The 20,543-nt window shown below is 48.3% G+C and carries 13 protein-coding genes; 6 read left to right on the top strand and 7 right to left on the bottom strand.

Features of this window, described 5'->3' with window-relative positions:
* The 6 genes from GK108_RS10725 to miaE form a co-directional block, all read right to left on the bottom strand.
* Positions 1-4,368, bottom strand: coding sequence for a CusA/CzcA family heavy metal efflux RND transporter (locus GK108_RS10725; RefSeq protein WP_163947193.1), 4,368 nt, complete (start codon positions 4,366-4,368; stop codon positions 1-3).
* A gap of 93 nt (positions 4,369-4,461) precedes the next feature.
* Positions 4,462-4,860: a hypothetical protein gene (locus GK108_RS10730; RefSeq protein ID WP_163947196.1), complete on the bottom strand. Its 399-nt coding sequence runs from the start codon at positions 4,858-4,860 to the stop codon at positions 4,462-4,464.
* Positions 4,861-4,965: 105 nt separating this feature from the next.
* A complete protein-coding gene (locus GK108_RS10735; protein ID WP_163947199.1) occupies positions 4,966-6,471 on the bottom strand; it encodes an ArnT family glycosyltransferase in 1,506 nt (501 codons plus the stop codon).
* Between the two features lie 179 nt (positions 6,472-6,650).
* Positions 6,651-9,116: an outer membrane beta-barrel protein gene (locus GK108_RS10740; RefSeq protein WP_163947202.1), complete on the bottom strand. Its 2,466-nt coding sequence runs from the start codon at positions 9,114-9,116 to the stop codon at positions 6,651-6,653.
* Between the two features lie 143 nt (positions 9,117-9,259).
* Positions 9,260-12,280, bottom strand: coding sequence for a PD-(D/E)XK nuclease family protein (locus tag GK108_RS10745; protein ID WP_163947205.1), 3,021 nt, complete (start codon positions 12,278-12,280; stop codon positions 9,260-9,262).
* 266 nt (positions 12,281-12,546) lie between these two features.
* Positions 12,547-13,143: a tRNA-(ms[2]io[6]A)-hydroxylase gene (miaE, locus tag GK108_RS10750; RefSeq protein WP_163947208.1), complete on the bottom strand. Its 597-nt coding sequence runs from the start codon at positions 13,141-13,143 to the stop codon at positions 12,547-12,549.
* A 141-nt stretch (positions 13,144-13,284) separates the two neighbouring features.
* Here miaE and msrA point away from each other — a divergent pair, with 141 nt between their 5' ends.
* From msrA to GK108_RS10770, 4 genes are all read left to right on the top strand, one after another.
* The gene (gene msrA / locus GK108_RS10755) at positions 13,285-13,977 is read left to right on the top strand and encodes a peptide-methionine (S)-S-oxide reductase MsrA (RefSeq protein ID WP_246224806.1); all 693 of its coding nucleotides are present in this window, start codon (positions 13,285-13,287) and stop codon (positions 13,975-13,977) included.
* Positions 13,978-14,164: 187 nt separating this feature from the next.
* Positions 14,165-14,872: a hypothetical protein gene (locus GK108_RS10760; RefSeq protein ID WP_163948550.1), complete on the top strand. Its 708-nt coding sequence runs from the start codon at positions 14,165-14,167 to the stop codon at positions 14,870-14,872.
* Between the two features lie 143 nt (positions 14,873-15,015).
* On the top strand, positions 15,016-16,029 hold the full coding sequence (locus tag GK108_RS10765; protein WP_163947211.1) for a lipocalin/fatty acid-binding family protein: 1,014 nt from the start codon (positions 15,016-15,018) through the stop codon (positions 16,027-16,029).
* Between the two features lie 97 nt (positions 16,030-16,126).
* A complete protein-coding gene (locus GK108_RS10770; RefSeq protein WP_163947214.1) occupies positions 16,127-17,170 on the top strand; it encodes an acetate and sugar kinases/Hsc70/actin family protein in 1,044 nt (347 codons plus the stop codon).
* 74 nt (positions 17,171-17,244) lie between these two features.
* Here the strand turns inward: GK108_RS10770 and GK108_RS10775 are convergent, their stop codons facing one another.
* Entirely contained in the window at positions 17,245-17,844 is a 600-nt protein-coding gene (locus GK108_RS10775) for a CAP domain-containing protein (protein WP_163947218.1), read from the bottom strand.
* 381 nt (positions 17,845-18,225) lie between these two features.
* Between GK108_RS10775 and GK108_RS10780 the strand changes: the two genes are divergently transcribed.
* Positions 18,226-18,591, top strand: coding sequence for a hypothetical protein (locus tag GK108_RS10780; RefSeq protein WP_163947221.1), 366 nt, complete (start codon positions 18,226-18,228; stop codon positions 18,589-18,591).
* Entirely contained in the window at positions 18,588-20,423 is a 1,836-nt protein-coding gene (locus tag GK108_RS10785) for a M64 family metallopeptidase (RefSeq protein ID WP_163947224.1), read from the top strand. The genes GK108_RS10780 and GK108_RS10785 overlap by 4 nt, the downstream gene beginning before the upstream one ends.
* Positions 20,424-20,543 lie beyond the last annotated feature (120 nt).

The raw sequence follows: 20,543 nt of genomic DNA on the forward strand, positions 1-20,543 counted from the left end.
TTACAGATTGTTCAACTTAAGTAATTGGATAACAGCCTGGTTGTAATTACCCAGTACCGTAATGTATTCAGCTTTAATACCAATGGCCTGATTGACCAGAATAACGTATTGCAGATAATCGATTTCCCCACCCTGAAATTGCTGGTCGGCAGTGGCAATGATTATGTCGGCATTACTGAGGCCCGTACCTTCGTAGTAAGCCAGGCTTTCCCGGTATTTCTGGGTAAGAAGCTGCGCGTTCGCCAACTCGGTTTCCAGCTGCAACTGAACGTAATTGGCCTGCTGCTGACTACGCTGCCAATCCAGTTTAGCAGCCTCGATACGAGCCGACTGCGCCTTGAAAAACAATGGAACGCTAATACCAGCGCTGACGTAACCAAATCGGTTGTTACTACCGAACGTTTGCTCCTGGCCATTAACCAGCTGCGACCCAACAAAACTCTGGTTATTATAACCAACCATGAAATCGGGAAGTAGTCGGGCCTTCTCCGTCTGCCACCGATACTGTGAAACCCGCTCTTGCTTTCTGGCTAAATCAATCGGGGATAGTTGTTCCCAAACAATACCGGTGTCCAGCCTAACCGGTAAATGCTCAATTTTGACACGATCCAGTTGAGGAACGTAGCGTTGATCACCTTGAACAAAAAAGTTAAATTGCTGCAGGGCAACTGCTATGTCTTTGCTAAGCATCGTCAGTTGGTTAGAAATCTGCTGACGTTGCGACTCGGCCGCTGTTTTCTCCAGCACATTGGCCGCTCCTTTTTTAAAGCGAAGCTCTGATTTGGATTCAAACAAGCGAAACAAGCTATCCGCGTAGGTCAGCAGTTTTTTACGCTCAACCAACACAGCATAATCAAAATAGATCTGCCGAACAGCCGCTCGTAGTTCCTGTTCGGTTAGTCGGCGCTGCGCCTGGGCTGCGGCATAACTGGCTTCCAAAACCTTACGCTGGTTTCCATATACCGACGGGAAACTGAAACTCTGACTGATGCCGATTCGTGTATCGTTGCCTACACTGTTAATTTTCCCATAATCGGCACTGATGCTGGTTTTGGCGATATCGAATGCCGTTGACTGTGATCGTTGCGCAGCTTCAACAGTCAGACTGGCAGTACGCATCTGACCGTTTCTGTCTACGGCCATCCGAATAGCATCGTCTAGTTTTATAGGTTTGAGTGGCGTTTGCGCATAACTAACTGACCCTGTCAACGCGAGCAACATCAACAACGTAGCAACCGGCTTCTTTCGCGTTTTCGGTTTCCCTTCCACCAACGAATACAGCGCAGGCAGCACAAACAACGTTAGTAACGTAGCAGAAATCAATCCACCGATAACGACGGTGGCCAATGGTCGCTGTACTTCAGCGCCAGCTCCGTTACTGAGGGCCATCGGTAAAAACCCCAGCGATGCCACGGCTGCTGTCATCAAAACTGGTCGCAATCGGTTCTTTGTTCCGGTGAGAATGAGTTCGAACGGATCGGTGATCTGTCCTTCCCGCTTAAGCCGATTAAATTCCGAAATCAGAACAATACCATTCAGCACCGCTACGCCAAATAACGCAATGAAGCCCACACCCGCCGAAATACTGAATGGCATACCACGTAACGCCAGCGCAAATACGCCCCCGATTGCCGACAATGGAATGGCGGTGTAAATAAGCGCGCCCTCTTTAACCGACGAAAACGTGAAATAGAGCATACCGAAAATCAGCAGCAACGCCACCGGCACCGCAATACTTAACCGGGCTTTCGCCTGCTGCAAATTTTCAAAAGCTCCACCATACGTAATGGTATAGCCTGGCTCGAAGGTCATGGACGCATTTACCTTTTGCTGCAATTCTTCCACAATCGACTCTACGTCACGGCCGCGCACGTTAAAACCGACGATAATCCGTCGGCGAGTATTCTCGCGCTGAATCTGATTAGGTCCTTCAACCTCACGAATCGTAGCGACCTGATACAGCGGAATCTGGATACCGCTTGGCGTAGAAATGGGTAAGTTCTGTACGTCTGTTATACTTCGACGTCCCTCATCACCAACCCTGACAACCAGATCGAACCGTTTTTCTCCCTCGTAGATTTTTCCGGCAGCCGCTCCCGCAAACGCAGCATTGATTGTCCGGTTTATGTCGTCGATAGCCAACCCATATTTCGCGATTTCCCGTCGATTAAACTCGATAACAATCTGCGGCATTCCGGTTACCTTTTCTACGTACCAGTCGGCCGTTCCTTTCACGGTTTTGCTGATGGCCCCCAGTTTATCGGCATAGGCCGCCAATTTATTCAGATCTTCGCCGAAGATTTTGCACACGACATCCTGTTTCGCTCCCGTCATCAACTCATTAAAGCGCATCTGCACCGGATATTGAAAACCCGTTGTGACGCCCGGCATAACCTGCTGCACGGTGGCAGCCATCTTGGTGGCCAGTTCCGGAAACGAGCTGGCACTAGTCCAGTCAGCTTTATCTTTCAGGACAATGATCATATCGCCACCTTCTATGGGCATCGGATCGGTCGGAATTTCGGCGCTACCGATTCGGGCTACAATCTTCTCTACCTCAGGATAGGCAGATTTCAAACGTTGCGAAATCCGGTTGATGGCATCGATGGTCGTACTCAGATTGGTTCCCACCAATAACCGCGTCTCTGTCGCGAAATCGCCTTCTTCCAACTGCGGGATAAACTCTCCCCCCATCCAGGTAAACAGCACGACGGCTATCCCCAGAAGCCCAAAAGCCAGCCCTACCAGTAGCTTGCGGATACGTAACGCCCGTATCAGTAATCGCTGGTAGCCGTTGTCAATAACGGCCATCATCCGGTCCGACAAGGTAGGTTTGTGACTGATTGTCTTGCTGATCAACAGGGAGCTAATCATCGGTACGTAGGTCAGCGACAGGATAAAAGCCCCTGTAATGGCAAAAGCAACTGTCTGGGCCATCGGCTTGAACATCTTCCCTTCAATACCCGACAACGACAGTATCGGCAGGTATACGATCAGGATTATAATCTGCCCGAAAACGGCCGCATTCATCATCTGCGAAGCCGAGTTGGAGACTTCTTTATCCATCGCTTTCTGGGAGATCCGATCGGTAGTAGCATAGTGGTCTGATGAATGGAGATGATGCAGAATAGCTTCAACGATAATAACGGCGCCATCGACAATCAGGCCGAAATCCAGCGCACCCAGGCTCATCAGATTCCCGCTGACGCCGAACGTATTCATCATCGTAATAGCAAACAGCATCGACAGGGGAATAACCGAAGCCACAATCAGCCCCGCTCGCAAATTGCCCAGAAACAGGACCAGTATGAGCACCACAATCAGCGCGCCTTCCATCAGATTATGCTCCACAGTACCGATGGCATTATTGACCATTTTGGTCCGGTCCTGAAACGATTCGATTTCCAGCCCCTCGGGCAATGTTTTCTGGATGGCGGCAATGCGCTTCTTCACCTGCTGAATCACGTCCGACGAATTCCCGCCTTTGAGCATCATGACGATCCCACCTGCCAGTTCTCCCTGTCCGGCCATGGTTAAAGCACCGTAACGAATGGCCGACCCGGTTCTCACATCAGCAACATGGCTAATTAATACAGGCGTACCACTGCTATTGTTTTTGACAACAATCTGACCGATATCCTCTTCCGTTTTAGCCAGACCAATACTTCGAATGTAGAGAACCGACGGCCCCTTCTCAATGTAGGCACCGCCCGTATTCTGATTATTGCGGTTTAAAGCCGTAAAGACATCGCTGATAGTCAGGTTCAGGGATTTTAACCGCGCTGGATTAACCGCCACTTCATATTGTTTCAACTCGCCACCAAACGTAGCAACATCCGCCACACCGGGCGTACCCAGCAACTGCCGACGTATGATCCAATCCTGAACCGTGCGTAGATCGGCCAGAGAGTAACGTCTTTCAAAGCCTTTTTTAGGCTTTACTACGTACTGGTAAATTTCTCCCAGTCCGGTTGTAACCGGAGCCAGTTCGGGTTTACCAGCATTTTCGTTCATGTCAACCTGCGACAATCGCTCTGTCACCTGCTGACGGGCCCAATATACGTCGGCATCGTCGGTAAATACGATGGTAATCAGCGACAGGCCAAATCGGGATATACTGCGACTTTCTTTAATGCCAGGAATATTGCTAATCGCCTGTTCGATCGGGAACGTAATAAGCCGTTCTACGTCCTCCGCCCCCAGTGAGGGAGCCGTTGTTATAACCTGAACCTGATTATTGGTAATATCAGGAACGGCATCAATGGGCAATTGGGTCACTTCATAGGCTCCGTAGGTAATCCAGACGAGCATGAATAGACCAATGACCAGTTTGTTCTTCACAGAGAACTGGATAATTGTATGTAGCATGATAAGAATAACTCGTTGAGAATAAATAGCTCGTAGGCCGAACACGCGCCCACAGGCACCTATTCGGTCATAAGCCAATACGATCGGGACGAATTATCCTCGTTGCGGAGGCTGGAATAGAAAGGAGATAGTCTGGTACGAATACAGGTTCTCGTAGGCGAAATTCACCTGTGGCCACGGAATCAGTTCTTCCAGCATGGACGGTATGTGCCTGGGCTGGGGCTGAGTCAGAGTAAAAATAAATCCAGTCGACAGATGATTGTAGAGCGGGATTTTCACCCCTTCGTGGGGCTGCTTAGCATGCCTGGAGGATGCATTGTAATGCATATCCAGAAACTGCCAGAAGGTGAAATCAGCACTGGCTGTCAGCTTGTGCGTCTGATAATGGGCCAGTAAATACGGCAGCTTGAACACTTCTTCCACGTCAGTCTGAGGAAACAGACTGCCTACGAACAGGAGAATACCCAAAAACAGGGACGTGGCAGATTTCATGGGGCAAAGATAGATATCAACCGCCAGCCAACCAACCTGATTCGCTTTTTATAGGTCGCCGTGTCAGCATGGACCGGCATGACCAATTAACTATCTAACTGGTAATCATTTAATTGATGCTCGCTTGTACAAGCGAAACTGATTTAATGTAACCGAGATTGGGGAGTACCCGATTGACAACAAACTATCAGCCTGACCTTTTGGGGCCGCCATCGCTAACATGGCATACGGAGGCAGGCTCTTAAACGTTGCCATATCAATTTGATAATACCGTTGTAAATAAGGATGCAGCGGAAATTGAATCATTAAATCGGGGAAAACGCCCAGCAGGCTTTGACGAGGTACCGTACGGCCGATTGTATGGATATCGGTTAACAGTACCCGATGGTCCTCAACGAAATCGCCCACCCTGTTATTAGCATTGACCAGCGTAATCGCCCATAATAAAAACCCACCTGTTAGCATGGATCCCCTATAAAATGGCCAATGCGCAAACTGACGAACAATCGGCAGCAAAGCATAAAAGAGCCAGTTAGCCAGGCCCAGCGCCAGATAAGGCAAAGCGGGCAGCAAATAATGAGCATACTGCTTTTTGCTGATCAGCATAGGACACACAACACTTAGCCCCACACATACCCAAAACACCCCTACTCGTATCGACGATCCCTCCTTTGCCGGATATAGCTTCAATAAACGTCCTACTCCATAAACACCCAGCAATACAACCGTAATCAATAGTATGTCTCTGATTAAAAATTCTATCAGTACAAATCGCCCCGTCAACTCTCGCTTGTTGGTTACTGATGCCCAAATCTGCTGCTGTATGTACATGGATAGATTGTGCTGGGCCGGTTCGTATAATAGAAGCAAAATGAACAACAGGCTAAAACCCACTCCTAATCCCAAAACCCAAACAACATTCCGCCGGAACAATCGAAATGAAGAAAAGAGAACCCCATACAAAACAGGAAAACCGAGGACATGTAAACTGACCGGGCCTTTCGTTAAAAAAGCCGCCATTATCGACAGTACAGCGCCCGTCCCCAGCAGCCAGCTACGGCCCGAATACGGTTGCTGCATACCACGTAGCACCAGCAAAATAGCGAGCAGACAGAACAAAGAAAGGGTACTATCGAGCAAATTTTGCAGACTAGCCCAATGAACGATTGAAAACGAATACCATATCATTACTGGTGCCCAGGCATACGAACGTAGTGGTGAATTTTCGGGCAGAGACAGCTTCCAGAGTTGGGCAATCAGCAAAATGGTAAGCAGTAGGACCGTTATAGAATAAATTTTTTCTGTCCAGAGTGTGTCGCCAAACCAGCGAAAAAAATAGGACTGAATGCCAAACATAAGTGGCGGGTGCTCATAAAAAGCCCTCACTTCCGGATTGTAGGGCAACCAATAGGATGTCGAATAAAAGGGTCTCCAGAAAGTCCCCTGCCCAGCAGCCATATTGCGGGATATAGCTGCGTAACACAAGCCATCGCCTAGCAAGCCCTCCGTAACCAGGTAGTTGACCGACAATAAACCAATAAAGCCGCTACAAACTAGCCAACCCGATAAACTTATACCAGTTGTAAGCGTAATCGATTTCAGTTTTAACATTATGCAGAAAGTATGGATAGCTCCTAAAATTATCCAACATCTATATATATCTGACTATCAATCAATTTAATTTCACAACTATTCTTTTAAAGGTACCAGTACTTACTTTGCTGAAACGAACAAAACCGATTCACCTGGTTAATCCAGTTCATTTTATCCGGGCTACAAACGGTTACGAGTCAATTCATTCGCCCTTGCTCTTCTTCCGAAACCGTTTTGCGGTTGGTCGCTCCTTTTACGCTTTTATTCCCAACATTGTAGGTAAATGTCAACCGGGCAATCCGGGTCTCGCTGTAGGTGGCAAATCGGAAATTCATTTGCTGAAAATCAACGGCCCCTCTGAATCGCTGTGTCTGCAACAGATCGCTCCAGTTGAATCGCAACACAGCTTTTTTCTGCCATAGGGTTTGCTGGAGACCAATGCTTACCTGGCCAAAGGCCTGCATCTTGTTCTGGCTGTAGACGTAGGGCGAATTGTACGTAGCGATTAATTCGCCCGTTAGTCCGCGACCTAGTAGAAAGCTATGCGTGGTTGACAGGTTCGTCGTAAACCAGGTGTAGTTCAGCGGTGAGCCCGCCAGCTCGGCCTGATAAGCGTTATATAAGACACTGCCCGTGTTGCGGGACGACCACCAGGATGCAAATCGGTACGGAATACTTCCCGTTACGTTAATGCTCATCTGCTCGGCCAGATTGGCAAATGTGATCCGCGTTGCCCCGGTCAGATCGTTCTGCTCGTTTATATCGACAATAACATCGGTTATTCGATTAAAACCGGCACTGATTGTTGTTTCCTGCTTATAGCTGTAAGCAACCTGAAACGCATCGGTATACTGTGGTTTCAGATAGGGATTCCCCTGTTGATAGGCATACGGGCTAAAAATTCGAATGAATGGATTCAGGTATTGATAATCCGGCCGGTCAATTCGTCGGCCAAATGAATACTGAAACTGATGGTTCTCGCCTAGGTTTCGGGTTAACGTAACACTCGGGAACAGATTGATATACGAGCGCTCCACCACAGCGTTAGCCGTAACGGACTCGGCTTCATTTTGCGTCTGCTCCGCCCGCAAGCCCACCTGCAACGTCCAGTCACCCCAGGTACGACGAGCCGTAAAATAACCGGCAATAATACGTTCGCGATACGTAAACTGATTGCTTCGGGACGTATCGACCAGCCAGGGAGCGGTTTGACCTGCTTCGGCCGATTGAGTCTCGACGAGCAAATCATTTCCCAACGTAACGTAGCTACCTTTTAGCCCCATCTCCAACGTAGTACGTTTATCGAAGGGATAGCTATAATCGAGTTTGGCAGCCCGAATCAGCGCGTTAGATGTCGTGTTTAGCCGCTGATATGCACGCGGGCCAATTTCTTCTTCTCTGGTATTCAGATACCGGGTTTCAAACTGCTCCGATGGCCGAAATGATGCATCCGAATAGTCGATATCCACCAGCAATTCGTGTTCTTTCCCTCCCCGACGCGTTGAATCAAACACGTGTCGATAGTTACCATTAACGGCTAACCGGCTAATTGTTCGACGATTAGTATTCTGCGTTCGTTCCGACAACGTTAATACGTCGGATTGATACGTATCACTATCGGTTCCTCCCTGCGATTTTTGCCCCGTGCTCATTCCATTAACAAGAACGCTGAACGTATTACGTTTATCCGGCGCAAAATCAACTCCCAACCGATACGTATGCCCCGTATTCTGAATTGGTCGGTAGCTAGTCTGACGAATCAACGTTGGTACGCCATTGGGCGACAAGCGTCGGTCGATGTTGGCTACGGACCAGTAATCACGTTTATCGAAGGCGTAGTTGCCGAACAAAGCCCATTTCCCACGGCGCGCATTCAGCAACGCCGAGGCATTGTATTTAGGGAAACGCCCCTGCCCTACGCCAAGTGTTACGTTCCCACTCAAAGCCTGATCCGATCGGTTTCGCTTCAGTCGGATATTGATAATTCCAGCCGTACCAGCGGCATCGTAGCGCGATGATGGATTACTAATCAGTTCAATGGTTTCGACTGAATTGCTGGGCGTATTCCGTAGCAGTTCCATAACCTGGCCGACTGACAGATAACTTGGCTTGCCATCGATCATGACCAGTACGTTCTCCCGACCTTTTAGACTAATTCGTTCAGCTTGTAGATCGACAACAACACCCGGTGCCTTTTCCAGAATCTCCAGCACAGTACCTCCGCTGGCTACCAAACTATTTTCTACGTTTAGTATCGTTTTATCGATCTGTTGCTCAATGAATGGTTTCTGGGCTTTGATAGTCACATGAGCCAACTGCTGCGCTAACTCCTGAAGTGCGAACAGCGGTACCTGATACGTTTGCTTGCCCGCATTCAACTCGAAAGATTCTGAATAGACACGTTGAAAACCAAGTCCATTTGCCGAGACACGGTACGTGCCGACTCCTACTGACGCAAATTCGTAGCGGCCAAGCTGATCCGTAACCGCTCCTTTAACCAGACTCGAATCGGCCGCTTTCAGCAGGAATACGTTCACAAACTCCATCGGTTTACCGTCAGCGGTATGCACAACGCCCGTTATCGTAGCGGTCTTCGATTGTTGAGCACGTAACGGCCACGCTACCAGAAAAACGGAAATCAATAAAAGCCATTTAGGAGTCATGCCGGAAGCTCGATGGAGTCAGATGGGTAGACATTCACCCCTGAATATAGAACTCCCCCAAAGCTCGTGCACCCGGCTTGATCCCTAATTGAGGAATATCCGCGCTGAACTGCCAAAGATGAACGTCGAAATGCGGCCCCTGACTACCGCCCGCAAATGCCTTTAAAATCGCAATACTGGCATATTTCGATCTGATCGGTCTTGCGGAATGGTTCGTTTTTGTCGAGAATTCGACGGATTAGTTCGCCCAATAGTTCTTCCGAATCTTTAATATACTGCTCAGGACTATCATCGTTACCGAATGTTACGGGATTCGATTTAAACCCGCCTTTCAGATCCCTAAACGAATAAAATCCGGCATCAACCGGCAAATTGGCGGCCTCATAAATGTTACGTTTCGCCTTATCACGGGGTAACCCGCCATAATCGCGGATATTTTTTAGGGCCAGATAGCGGTAGAGCCAGAGCTGACGCATCTTATCTTCCCGACCATCTTTCAGTAGCTTTTCGGCCAGGTCTTTAGGCGCTTTATCGGGCAAATCGACCTTACCCGTTTTGTAGTCGACAATACGGATTCGATCCCCCAACCGCTCGATCCGGTCGATCTTTCCCGCTATACGAACGCGGATCGAGCGCCCGTCATGCAGCGGAACGGTTAAAAACGTTTCCAGGGTTTGCTCCGTACCAATCACATGCAGGCCAGTCAGTTCGCTCTGCTGCCGGTGGAAATCCAGCATGAGTTTTCGGGCCAGATCGTAGAGTAGCAGATTCATGCCGGATTCGATCACCCGTCCTTTCATCGACACGGCAAACTCTTCTTCCAGCAAGGTCTTCACCACTGATTCATCGACCGGATTTCCTTTCAGATAATATTCTACGTCCAGTCGTTCCAGCACCTTGTGCAGCCAGCTACCAAACTCAGCCGCGCCCATTTTCTCCTCGATTTCTTCCTCCTCGGCGATGTTGACGATTCGGCTGAAGTAAAATCGCATGGAACAGCTGATAAACTGGTTCAGATAGGACGGATAAAGCCCTTTTGTGGTCAACAGAGTGATCAAATCCGCCCGGATCGAATCGGTTTTGGGAACACTCAGATCCGCCAAATCGGCTACCTGACTGGTTCCGCTACGTCCAAACCGTACGGTCGGGTGGCTAATCCGAATCAGCCCGTTCGACCGTGGTACCAGCTCATGTTCAATCTGCCGGATAAATCGACTGGGCTCTCCCTTACTGTTCCCATAGGCATCGGTCGATGTCGTGTAGAGCAGGACCACATCGCTGGCGCGCTGCAATAACCGATAAAAGTGGTACGCCATAACGGCTTCCTGCTCCCGATAGGTAGGTAAGCTCAGCTCCGACGCAATATCAAAAGGAATCAGCGAATTTACTTTCCGCGACTGAGGCAGTACGCCTTCGTTAACCGACAAAATAATGACCCGGTCAAAATCCAGGGCACGCGTTTCCAGCATCCCCATAATCTGAAGCTGACTCTTTCCTTCGCTCGTAAACGGAATACTCGTCTGTCGGATCAGCTCGTACAGAAACTGCCGGAAACTTCGTACCGTAACGGGGGTACTTGTATCACCGGATTTAGCCTGCCGATCCAAGGTGGCTTCCAGCTGTTTCAGCAACGTAAAGAACAAATACAGGTACTCGATCTCGACGGCATCCTGACTGGTTCGATACACGTCACGTAGCAAATCGATCAGGTCATAAAGAGCCTGGATGGTTTTGAGTGGTTCTTCGTTGGGCCAGCGAGTAAATAGCACCCGCACCAGCGGATCGTTTTGTCCTAGTTCGCAGAGCTCCCGTTCGGTCAGATACACCCGCTGCTCTTTAACGATGACTTTGGCGATCCACTGAAACAAAGGCTCCGGCGGAACCACCTCACCCGATTCCAGTATGTCGCCCGGCCATAGCAACTCCCTGATCCGTTCATACTGTTTGATGAATGGATGATTCAGCACCTTCACTACGTGGCGATGGTGGTACTTAGGAATGCGCAGGTCGCGGCCGTCTTTCGTGCGAAACTCATGAACGGTACGTTGCATCTCAAACAACGTATCGACCAGCGTAAACAGCAATGAGCTTTTTAACGACAAGCCCATCGTTACGTTCAGATTCGTTACGTTCTCGTCCAGCGCATAAAGCACCGGCATCAAAAGCGTTTCGTCGGCCAGCACAATAGCAGTTCTGGGTGGACTGGATCGCCTGGATTGCCCGGCTTCGGCAGTCGGGCCGCTTCTACGTTGCTCGGTTTGCCAATCACTATACAGCTTTCCCGCTACCTTCGCCTGCATACTCGCGTTAGGTACGCCCACGACGCGAATATTCTTTTCAGTACCAAGCAGATTATCCGACAGTTGTTCCAGATCGTCACGGTTCTGTCGGGAAAAAAGCCAGCCGTTGTCGCGGTAGCGACGCAAAAACTCGCCAGCCTCCTGTCCCCAATCACGAACGTAGTATTGATCGGCATCCCAGATCAGCTCAGCCTTATCGGCTTCCACCAGTACGCGGATAATATGCTCTTCGGCTCGGCTGAGCGCGTTAAAACCAACGAAATAAATACGTTCATAAGCGTAGTTATCCCGAATCTTCGTTTCTGCGTCCTGAGCCAGCAGCCTGTAAGCCATTCCCCGATAAGCCAGCCCCTGGTCAGTCAACCGCTTCTGGAACGCATGGTAAGCCGCATGGAGATTTTCGAACAGTTTAAAGTAACGCTGCGTACCCGGTGTCTCAACGACAGTATGGGCCGACGATGTTTCGTTGACTTTCCACCGCTCAAGCGCTTTAGCCGCCGTCAGGTAGCTAAACAGTTCGTGAGGGTTGATCAGGTATTGATCGATCCGGTCAAAATCCGATAATAATATAGATGCCCAGCCAATAAACTGCTCAAATTCAACGAGTGGGTCAATCTCTTTAAAGACCTCGTAGAGTTCGAAAAGCAGACTTACGGAATCGGCTAATTGCACACCCGCTGCCTGCGTAATAAAATCATCGACGGCCAGCGCGTGAGGTGCCAGAAACGGGCGGTCAGACAGAGCAGCCAGCTCATCAAGAAAAACGGAAACGGCCCGGCGAGTGGGCAAAATCACCCAAACATCACGTAGACTGGGGCCGTGCGTGTCAAAAATACGTTGAGCAGTTTGCTGAAGAAACGTCAATAGCTGGTTATCGATAGTTACTAGTAAAGGTACGAAGGTTTGTGGTTCCTGGTTCCTGTTTTATTGGTTATGGCTTCAGAATTCCGAAACCATAAGGAACTCTTGTTACCATACTTTACCACCCCCAACCCCCTCCTAAAACAGGAGGGGGCTCCAGACTCCAGAGCTTTTTTTAGCCCCTCCTGTTTTAGGAGGGAGTTGGGGGTGGTAAATTCGGACAGAACGCTAACCCAAACGGTTTCTAAACCAATAAAACCATTTTCCCCCTAGTGCATCCGGTCACCACGTACCTCCAGATTCGCCATGATATCGGCTTCAACCGCTAAAAACTCTTTCCAGCGCTCACGCACTCGCTCTGCAGGCAAATACGTTTCGGCCAGTTCGATAAAATTGCGGTAGTGTCCAGCTTCCGAAATCATCAATTCCCGGTAAAATTTCCGCAAGCCCTCATCCTCAATGTGCTCTGACAAAAGTTTGAACCGTTCGCAACTCCGGGCTTCGATTAGTGCATTAAGCAAGAGATTATCCATCAGTTGCTCTTTCTGATCGCCAATCGACCGACGTAACCGCGACCGCAGTTGATTCACGTATTCGTCTTTACGCTGACGACCCAGAGGAATGTTTCGCTTGCGGAGTTCTTTCAGCACGCGCTGAAAATGTCCCCACTCTTCAGCCACCACAGGTGTGAGCACCTCTACCAGCTTTTCTTTATCGGAATATTGAACAATCAGCGAAATACAGGACGAAGCTGCTTTCTGCTCGCAGTAAGCGTGATCGATCAAAATATCACCAATATTCATTTCGGCAATATTGACCCAACGAGGATCAGTTGGCAGTTCGAGTCCTAAGGTTGTGAGCGACATGAATCAATCTGTTAAGCCAACCACAAAGGTAACAGCTGATACGTATTGAAAATGTATCGCGACGGTTTCGCAAGCCTATATATGCGCCTAAAAATAAAACGCTTCTTCTAACTGACTGGCTTACTTTTTAGTTGTGTCATTATGTTTCCTTTGCATATGTGTCCTAATTATCTGCCCCTATTTACTATTCTTTTTCTTCTGGTAAATCTGGCGATGTCAGGCTGCAATCAAGCGCCCACTACAGCCTCCAGAGAAACAACAGATGTCGTAGATACCCGTTTGGCTACGTTGCCCTCGCTACGTCCAGGAGAAGCAGTTGCTACGTTTGGTGGTGGTTGTTTCTGGGCAGTTGAAGAAGAAATGAGATTGCTGAAAGGCGTTAGGGCGGTTGTGTCGGGTTATGCCGGTGGAGACCTGGACTATCCTACCTACGAGCAGGTTGGAACCGATCAGACGGGCCATGCCGAAGCGGTTCAGGTCTATTACGATCCTGCTGTCATGCCTTATAACGTATTATTGGATGCATTCTTTGCGGGTCATGATGCGACTCAGTTGAACCGACAGGGACCGGATATAGGCAAACACTATCGTTCCATCGTCTTTTTCCGTAATACAGTCGAAAAGGCGGCTATTGAAGCGGCTATAAAACGTGAATCGACGCATCACAAAGCACCCATTGTTACACAGGTTGTTCCCTTCAAGGCTTTTTACCCGGCCGAGATGTATCATCAGGATTACTATCGGCAACATCCTTACAGCCTCTATATTCATCTGGTTTCGGAACCCAAAGTGGATAAATTTCGGGAACGAATGCATAATTGGTTAACGGATTAAGCCGGTCAAAAACAAAGAAAGTACGTAATTAGTCAAAACGTTCGGCCCGTCCAGGGACATTTTGTCAGTCCCCGTAACCGTTCGGCCAAATCTGGTATTGCGGGAATGAGCCGAACCTTGTAAAATTGTTTCGTAATTCATCAACGGGCATTTTCACGCAGAAATGCTCCGACATGACAAACAACTTATGCCAGAACCCGATAAATCGCTTGGTCGAAAAATCCTGGGCTTCTTCATCAAAGAAGAAGGCTCCGATGTGGCAGCAGGAACGCCCCCTGCGCCATCTCCAACACCAACAGCGCCACGTCCGGCAAATACGGCTCCAACGCCCCAGCCGTCCGCTACTCGACCAGTAGCCCCTGCGGATAAGGAGGCAATTGATCCAAAATTTGCTGAACATCTGGCTGATGTTCTTGCTAAGAACAACCCGCCAGGCCCCGATTATTTCGAGTTTAGAGAAACGCTACGTAGCTTATCTAATCTGGGTTTACCGGAAGATAAACAGTTTCAGGCAGCCTGGGCTAGTTTCAAAGCGTTGGGAGGAAGCAACGACATGACGACATTGACGAAAACAGCCAATCAGTATATTGCCGCGCTGAACAATGACCGTGACGCTTTCTCCAAAAGTGTTGAAGCAGCTCTATCTGACCGGGTGGGTGGTTTGCAAAATGAGCAGAAGCGTCTGCAATCAGAAAACGAAGCGTTGGAAAAACAGCTCGTCGACATACAGCAAAAAATCAGCGCTAATACCAATCGTTTGCAGGCTATTGGCGGTGAAATCAACGACCAGAGTGCAAAAATCACGCAGAACCGGCAAAATTACGAATCGACTTTTGAGCACTTTACGGAGCAGATCAAAAGCGACATTACCAAAATAACGCAGTACCTTAAGTAAGTTTTCAGTTTATAGTATAGAGTTTATAGTTTATACAGGGCCGCCCGAACGGTGACTAACGCATCAGCAGTTCTCTTGCGTCAGCGACTATAAACTGAAAACTCCAAACTGAAAACCCCGAACTCCAAACTGAAAACTATAAAATGGCAACTCCTGATTTCTCACAACTGGGTGGTGGTACGAATGCAGATAAGCGTTCGTTCTGGAGCCGCCCCGAAGGTATTTTTGGCACGATGGTTCTGGCCGGATTGGCCGGATTCGGTCTGTGGCATCTGAACGATATACTCGAATTCCTGATCCGGGCTACGTCCAATATTCTTGAATTGTCGCTCCTGCTCGGTGCGCTAGGCGTTCTTATTTTCCTGTTTACGAGCAAAGATGTTCGTACAGCCGTTTTCTTTCTGTTCAAATCGTTGATGCGTAGCATTACGGGTACGGTGATACAACTGAATCCAATCGCCATCATGAAAATCTACATTCAGGATTTGAAAGACAAACGCGAGAAGATGCAGGGGCAAATCAATACGTTGGCTGGTCAGTTGGTAAAGCTGAACAAACGGATTAACGAAAACAATGAGTCCATTAAGCAGAAATTCGCCGAAGCCAACAAGGCAAACTCCATGAGCGACAAGCCAGGCATGCGCGAAACAGCCCAGCTGGCAACCATCGAAGGGGCCGGTCTCCAGGAGATGAACGAAAAATTGCTGCCGCTGCAACGGAACATTAAGCAGGTGATGGCTTTCATGGAAAAAGTGAACCAGAGCGCCGACTACATTATCAAGGAAACCGAGATTAAAGTACGCCTGAAAGAGACTGAATATCAGATCGTGAAGGAAAGTTCGAATGCGCTGAAAACGGCCGTGAGCATATTCAAGGGCGACCCGGACAAGAAATTCTACTTCGATCAGTCGATGGAATTTATTCAGGATGACATGAGTCAGAAACTGGGCGAAATGAAACGGGCGATGGATCTGTCGATGGACTTTATCAACGGGGTTGATATTCAGAACGGTATTCTTTCTGACAAAGGCCAGGCACTCCTGGAAGCCTACAATAAGGGCGAATTCAAGATGGTTCAGCTCGATAGCCCCGCACCGACTGTTAACCTGGGACCTAATCCCCAGAAAGACGCCGGTTACCGTAATCTGCTCGACTAAGCAGAATCGATTGGTTGACTGATTAGGCCTTTCTACGCTGTCAACCAATCAACTGCCAGCAATTCAATCATTCCATCAATCAATCTTTTATACATCCATGCAACGATTAACCGTAGCCGGTCGGCTGCTCATCACGGCGCTTATTCTGGCCGCTATTTTTTTCGGATTCCGTTATTTTGGCGGGAACGATGCTTTACGTAAACTCGCTCCCAAACAATCAGAAGAGTCGGCAACGCTACCCAAATCGGACGATCAAAGCTCGTCTTCTTCGGCCGAAGAATCGTCGGCTACCGATAACACTTCGTCAGAGGCTACCGCCAGCGATACTCCTCGCCGGGCCTTCACCTACACTCCTCCGGCTCCCAACGGCGGTAAACTCAAAGGCGTCGTTGAACTGGGCGCGAGTGGTTTCAACTCGTTCATTATTCGTATCGACGATCAGAAGAACTGGAAACTCGAAAAGGCGGAATTCGGCAATAGTCTGGTTATTGAAAACATGGCTTCGGACGACGATATCCGGGCTGGTTTAAAAAGCTACATTGGCAAAATGCTTGATTTCGGCGTAAGTGGCCGCGACATTCACTTTGTGGTTAGCTCGGGCGCCGTCAAAGCCGAAGGCACGCAGAAGATTATCAAAGCCCTGAAATCGCTCAATTACTTCGTAAATACCGTAACTCCAGAGCAGGAAGGAACCCTGGCGCTACGTTCGGTTCTGCCTGCCGATTACGACAACAACTCGTTCGTCGTAGACATTGGCTCGGGCAACACCAAAATTTCCTGGAAAAATGGCGGTTCAACCAAAGCGCTTGAAACTTATGGAGCCAAGTATTTTCAGAATGGCACCAGCGACGACGTAGTGACTTCGGAGGTTAAAGCCAAGGCTAAACAGGTTCCGGAAGATCACCGTAAAACCTGTTTCATCATCGGGGGCGTACCCTTCGAATTAGCCAAAGCAGTACGTAACGGTAAAGAACGCTATACTGTTCTCGACGCGCCATCGGCCTACAAACTCGACAATGCCAAATCAAAAGCCGGTTTGACCATTTATAAGGCGATTGCCGAAGCCACGGGTTGCGATCAGTTTGTTTTCGACTGGGATGCGAACTTTACAATTGGCTTCCTGTTGAACATGCCCAAATAGTCTCAACTAAATTATGCTCATAAGAAAGGCCAGCATCTTGCAATGCTGGCCTTTCTTATAGGGTTACGATACGTTTACAGTTTAGTACCAAAATCAGTAACCCAATAGTGTTTGTACGTACTGGATACACTATATCCGTATCCCACGCCCACCTCTTTAAAGTTAGCACTCATTATATTTTTGCAGTGCCCCGGCGACTGAAGCCATCCATCTACCACGGCTCGGGTAGTTGTGTATCCCGCAGCTATATTTTCACCGGCAGCTCGCCACTTGTACCCTTCACGCGTCATCCGATCCCAGGGTTGTGACCCATCACGCCCCGTATGACTAAAATAATTATACGTCGCCATATCCACCGCGTGCTTGTCCGAAGCACTGTTAAGCTGTGTACTAAGCGTCAAAGCGGGAACAGCGGGATATACGGTTGTTCCACACTGACAAGGTTTGGATCGGGCCTGATTGATATACGTCAGTACTTCCTGTTGCTGCGAGGACGTAGCAGCCGCAGCTCTGGCCCCCGACAAGTCTGGCGTTACCGACGTTGCTTCACCAGCAGTGGTTTCTTTATAAACCGACGATGCTACAGGATTCGGTGTTTGAGTTGCCTCCTGATCCGATTGGCAGGACACTACAGCGAACAGGGCTGCTATCCCAAATAAGTAAGTAATTTTCATAAGTAGATAAAGCAAATAATTTATAAATTAAACGGTCTATATGAGTATTTATTATTAATAACATTAACATAAATTATAAAATATATACTTATAGTACCCAAAACAGAAAACAACGTAGCATTCATCTTTTCACCGACTCTCTATAAAGGCCAAAAGCAGATAATACTTCGGGTATTGTGGCTGTAGCTTTATACCGAACTTTCAGTATTTTCGCCGATTTGCACAAAACACATGTTTATTCGATCATAAATGTTACGTCCTATACCTTCCTGTTTTTGTCTGTTGCTCATTGTTCTGATAAGTTGTCAATCTTCTTATCAAAGGCTAACCGTTCATGCCTTACCGAACTATGACAACAATACCACCCACCGCATCCTTTTTATGGATTTTACAGTAAATCGATCAGGGCCGGGCAAACGGGAGCGCCTTACGTTAACGAACTCAATCGTAGGCAATGGTGAAATGAAAAACATAGGCAAGGCGATTCACTCTCCCTATCAACTTAAATTCGTCCGGCAATACGCAGACCAACACCCTCCCGTAGCCGACAGTATTGAGCATCCTCTTCTACGATCCATAGAAATTGCGGATATAGATGGCTCTCTGACTCGCAAACTAACTAGTGAACTAACCGGGAATTTCTCCATTCGATTTCCGTATACAACTGCGCTCAAAAAGATTGACTTTTATAGCGTTACTCCCGATAAAGGCACCATAAAAATCCACACGATACAGATAAAACCATGAACCCAACTGTACTGCGGCTGCTTATCTGTTTTATCCTCCTAAGCACGCTTTGCCACGCTCAGAAATTCCCAGTCGATACCTTGCAGAAAACGGGACCACTCAACCAACGTATTAACGTAGTTATTCTGGGGGATGGCTACACCGAGGGAGAAATGGCAAAGTTTGATCAGGATACCAAACAGTTTATGGCGTTTTTTATGACCTATGACCCCTACAAAGCCTACAAAGACTATTTCAATTTCTTTTCGATCAAAACTCCATCGAAGCAAAGCGGAGCTACCAATCCCGGTACCGCCCCTGACCGCTATCCTGATCAGCCAGTTGAAACAAAAGAAACTTTTTATGGCTCATCATTCGGCACCAATGATATTCACCGATTAGTTACCATCAGGAACTACCAGGCTTTCTCTAATGTAATGGCCACAAATTTCCCGTCGTATAATCTGGTTATAATGATTGTCAATACTAGCTGGTATGGTGGCTCAGGGGGAGGAAATTTAGCCGTATTCACTACTAACGGCCAGGCCAATCTGATCGGTGTCCACGAAATTGCTCATGCCTTCACAGGACTTTCTGATGAATACTTTGCCGGGGCAGGCTATGGTCGCGAAAGCCCGAACATGACCCGCAATAACAATCCGGCTACTATTAAGTGGAAAAACTGGCTGAATCAATTCAATGTGGGAATTCATTCACATACAGGCGGAGAAGGTGCTAGCAGCTGGTATAAACCCACCACCAGGAATTGCATGATGGAGGTTAACGGAAAACCACTTTGCGCCGTGTGTCAGGAGGCAACAGCGAGCCAAATTTTGCAACTTGTCAAACCCGTTTTAACCACCCAGCCCGCATCCGACTCGAGGGTTACGGTAAAAAACACGCCAGAACGATTCAGACTTTCTTTGCTCAAGCCCAACCCCAACACGCTTAAAGTGGAATGGTGGCTAAATGACGTAGCGATTGGTCACAATATCGATGAAGTAGCAATCACCAACGCTCAGTTGACAGAAAACACCAATACGCTACGTGTTACTGTACTTGACACGACAGCTTACATACGACTGGAAAACCCCCGACAGCAGCACCTCTACTCCTACCAATGGGCGCTCGAAAAAGCCACTTTACTTACTCCACTCTCTCTTTCAAGCACCCGAACCTCGCTTTGCGCTGGTGAGTCGGCTACACTATCCGTTAAAAACTGCCCAGGAAAACTTAACTGGTCGACGGGAGACACAACCAGTGTCTTTACGGTTTCGCCCACCCACTCAACTGCTTATTCGGCCCGATGTACGTCTGCGGACGGTGCGACGCAAACAGCTACTCTTGAGATTACAGTATTTCCCTTACCAAAAGCCAAAGCTGCTAATACCGGGCCTTATCTGGAAGCACAAACAGTTCAGTTGACTGCCGACGGCGGAACTCGTTATTCGTGGCATGGCCCGATGAACTTTATATCTTCTGAACAAAATCCAACGATTACAGCCGCCAACGTGAACCAGTCAGGTGTCTATACGGTCGACGTAACAGACGCTAATGGTTGTATGGGTTCAGCCCAAACAGTTGTCAGTATCAGCCCTGTGCTATCTGTAGCTCCACCATCCACAGATCTATTCCGAATATTTCCCAATCCTGCTCATGATCAGATTCAGATTCAGTCAACGTTGACAGGCGAACTTGACTTTGTTTTATTTGACAATGCGGGGCATGAACGCTTAAAAAAAGTATTCCGGGGAACTACTGTCGTGTCAACCGAGAACCTACCCAAAGCGTTATACGTATACAGGGTCAGTAATGGCAAGCAGACAATCACAGGCAAGCTATTGGTCGAGTAGAATCAGACTGAACGCCAGTAAATCAGGAGATAAAAGAGAAGAACCTCGCAGTAAAGATGATACAGTAGTACTTAGTGTGTTGATGCATCTCTAAGCGACAATCCAGAATCTTTCCAGAAT

It is taken from the genome of Spirosoma terrae, from assembly GCF_010435915.1.
Classification (GTDB): Bacteria; Bacteroidota; Bacteroidia; order Cytophagales; family Spirosomataceae; genus Spirosoma; species Spirosoma terrae.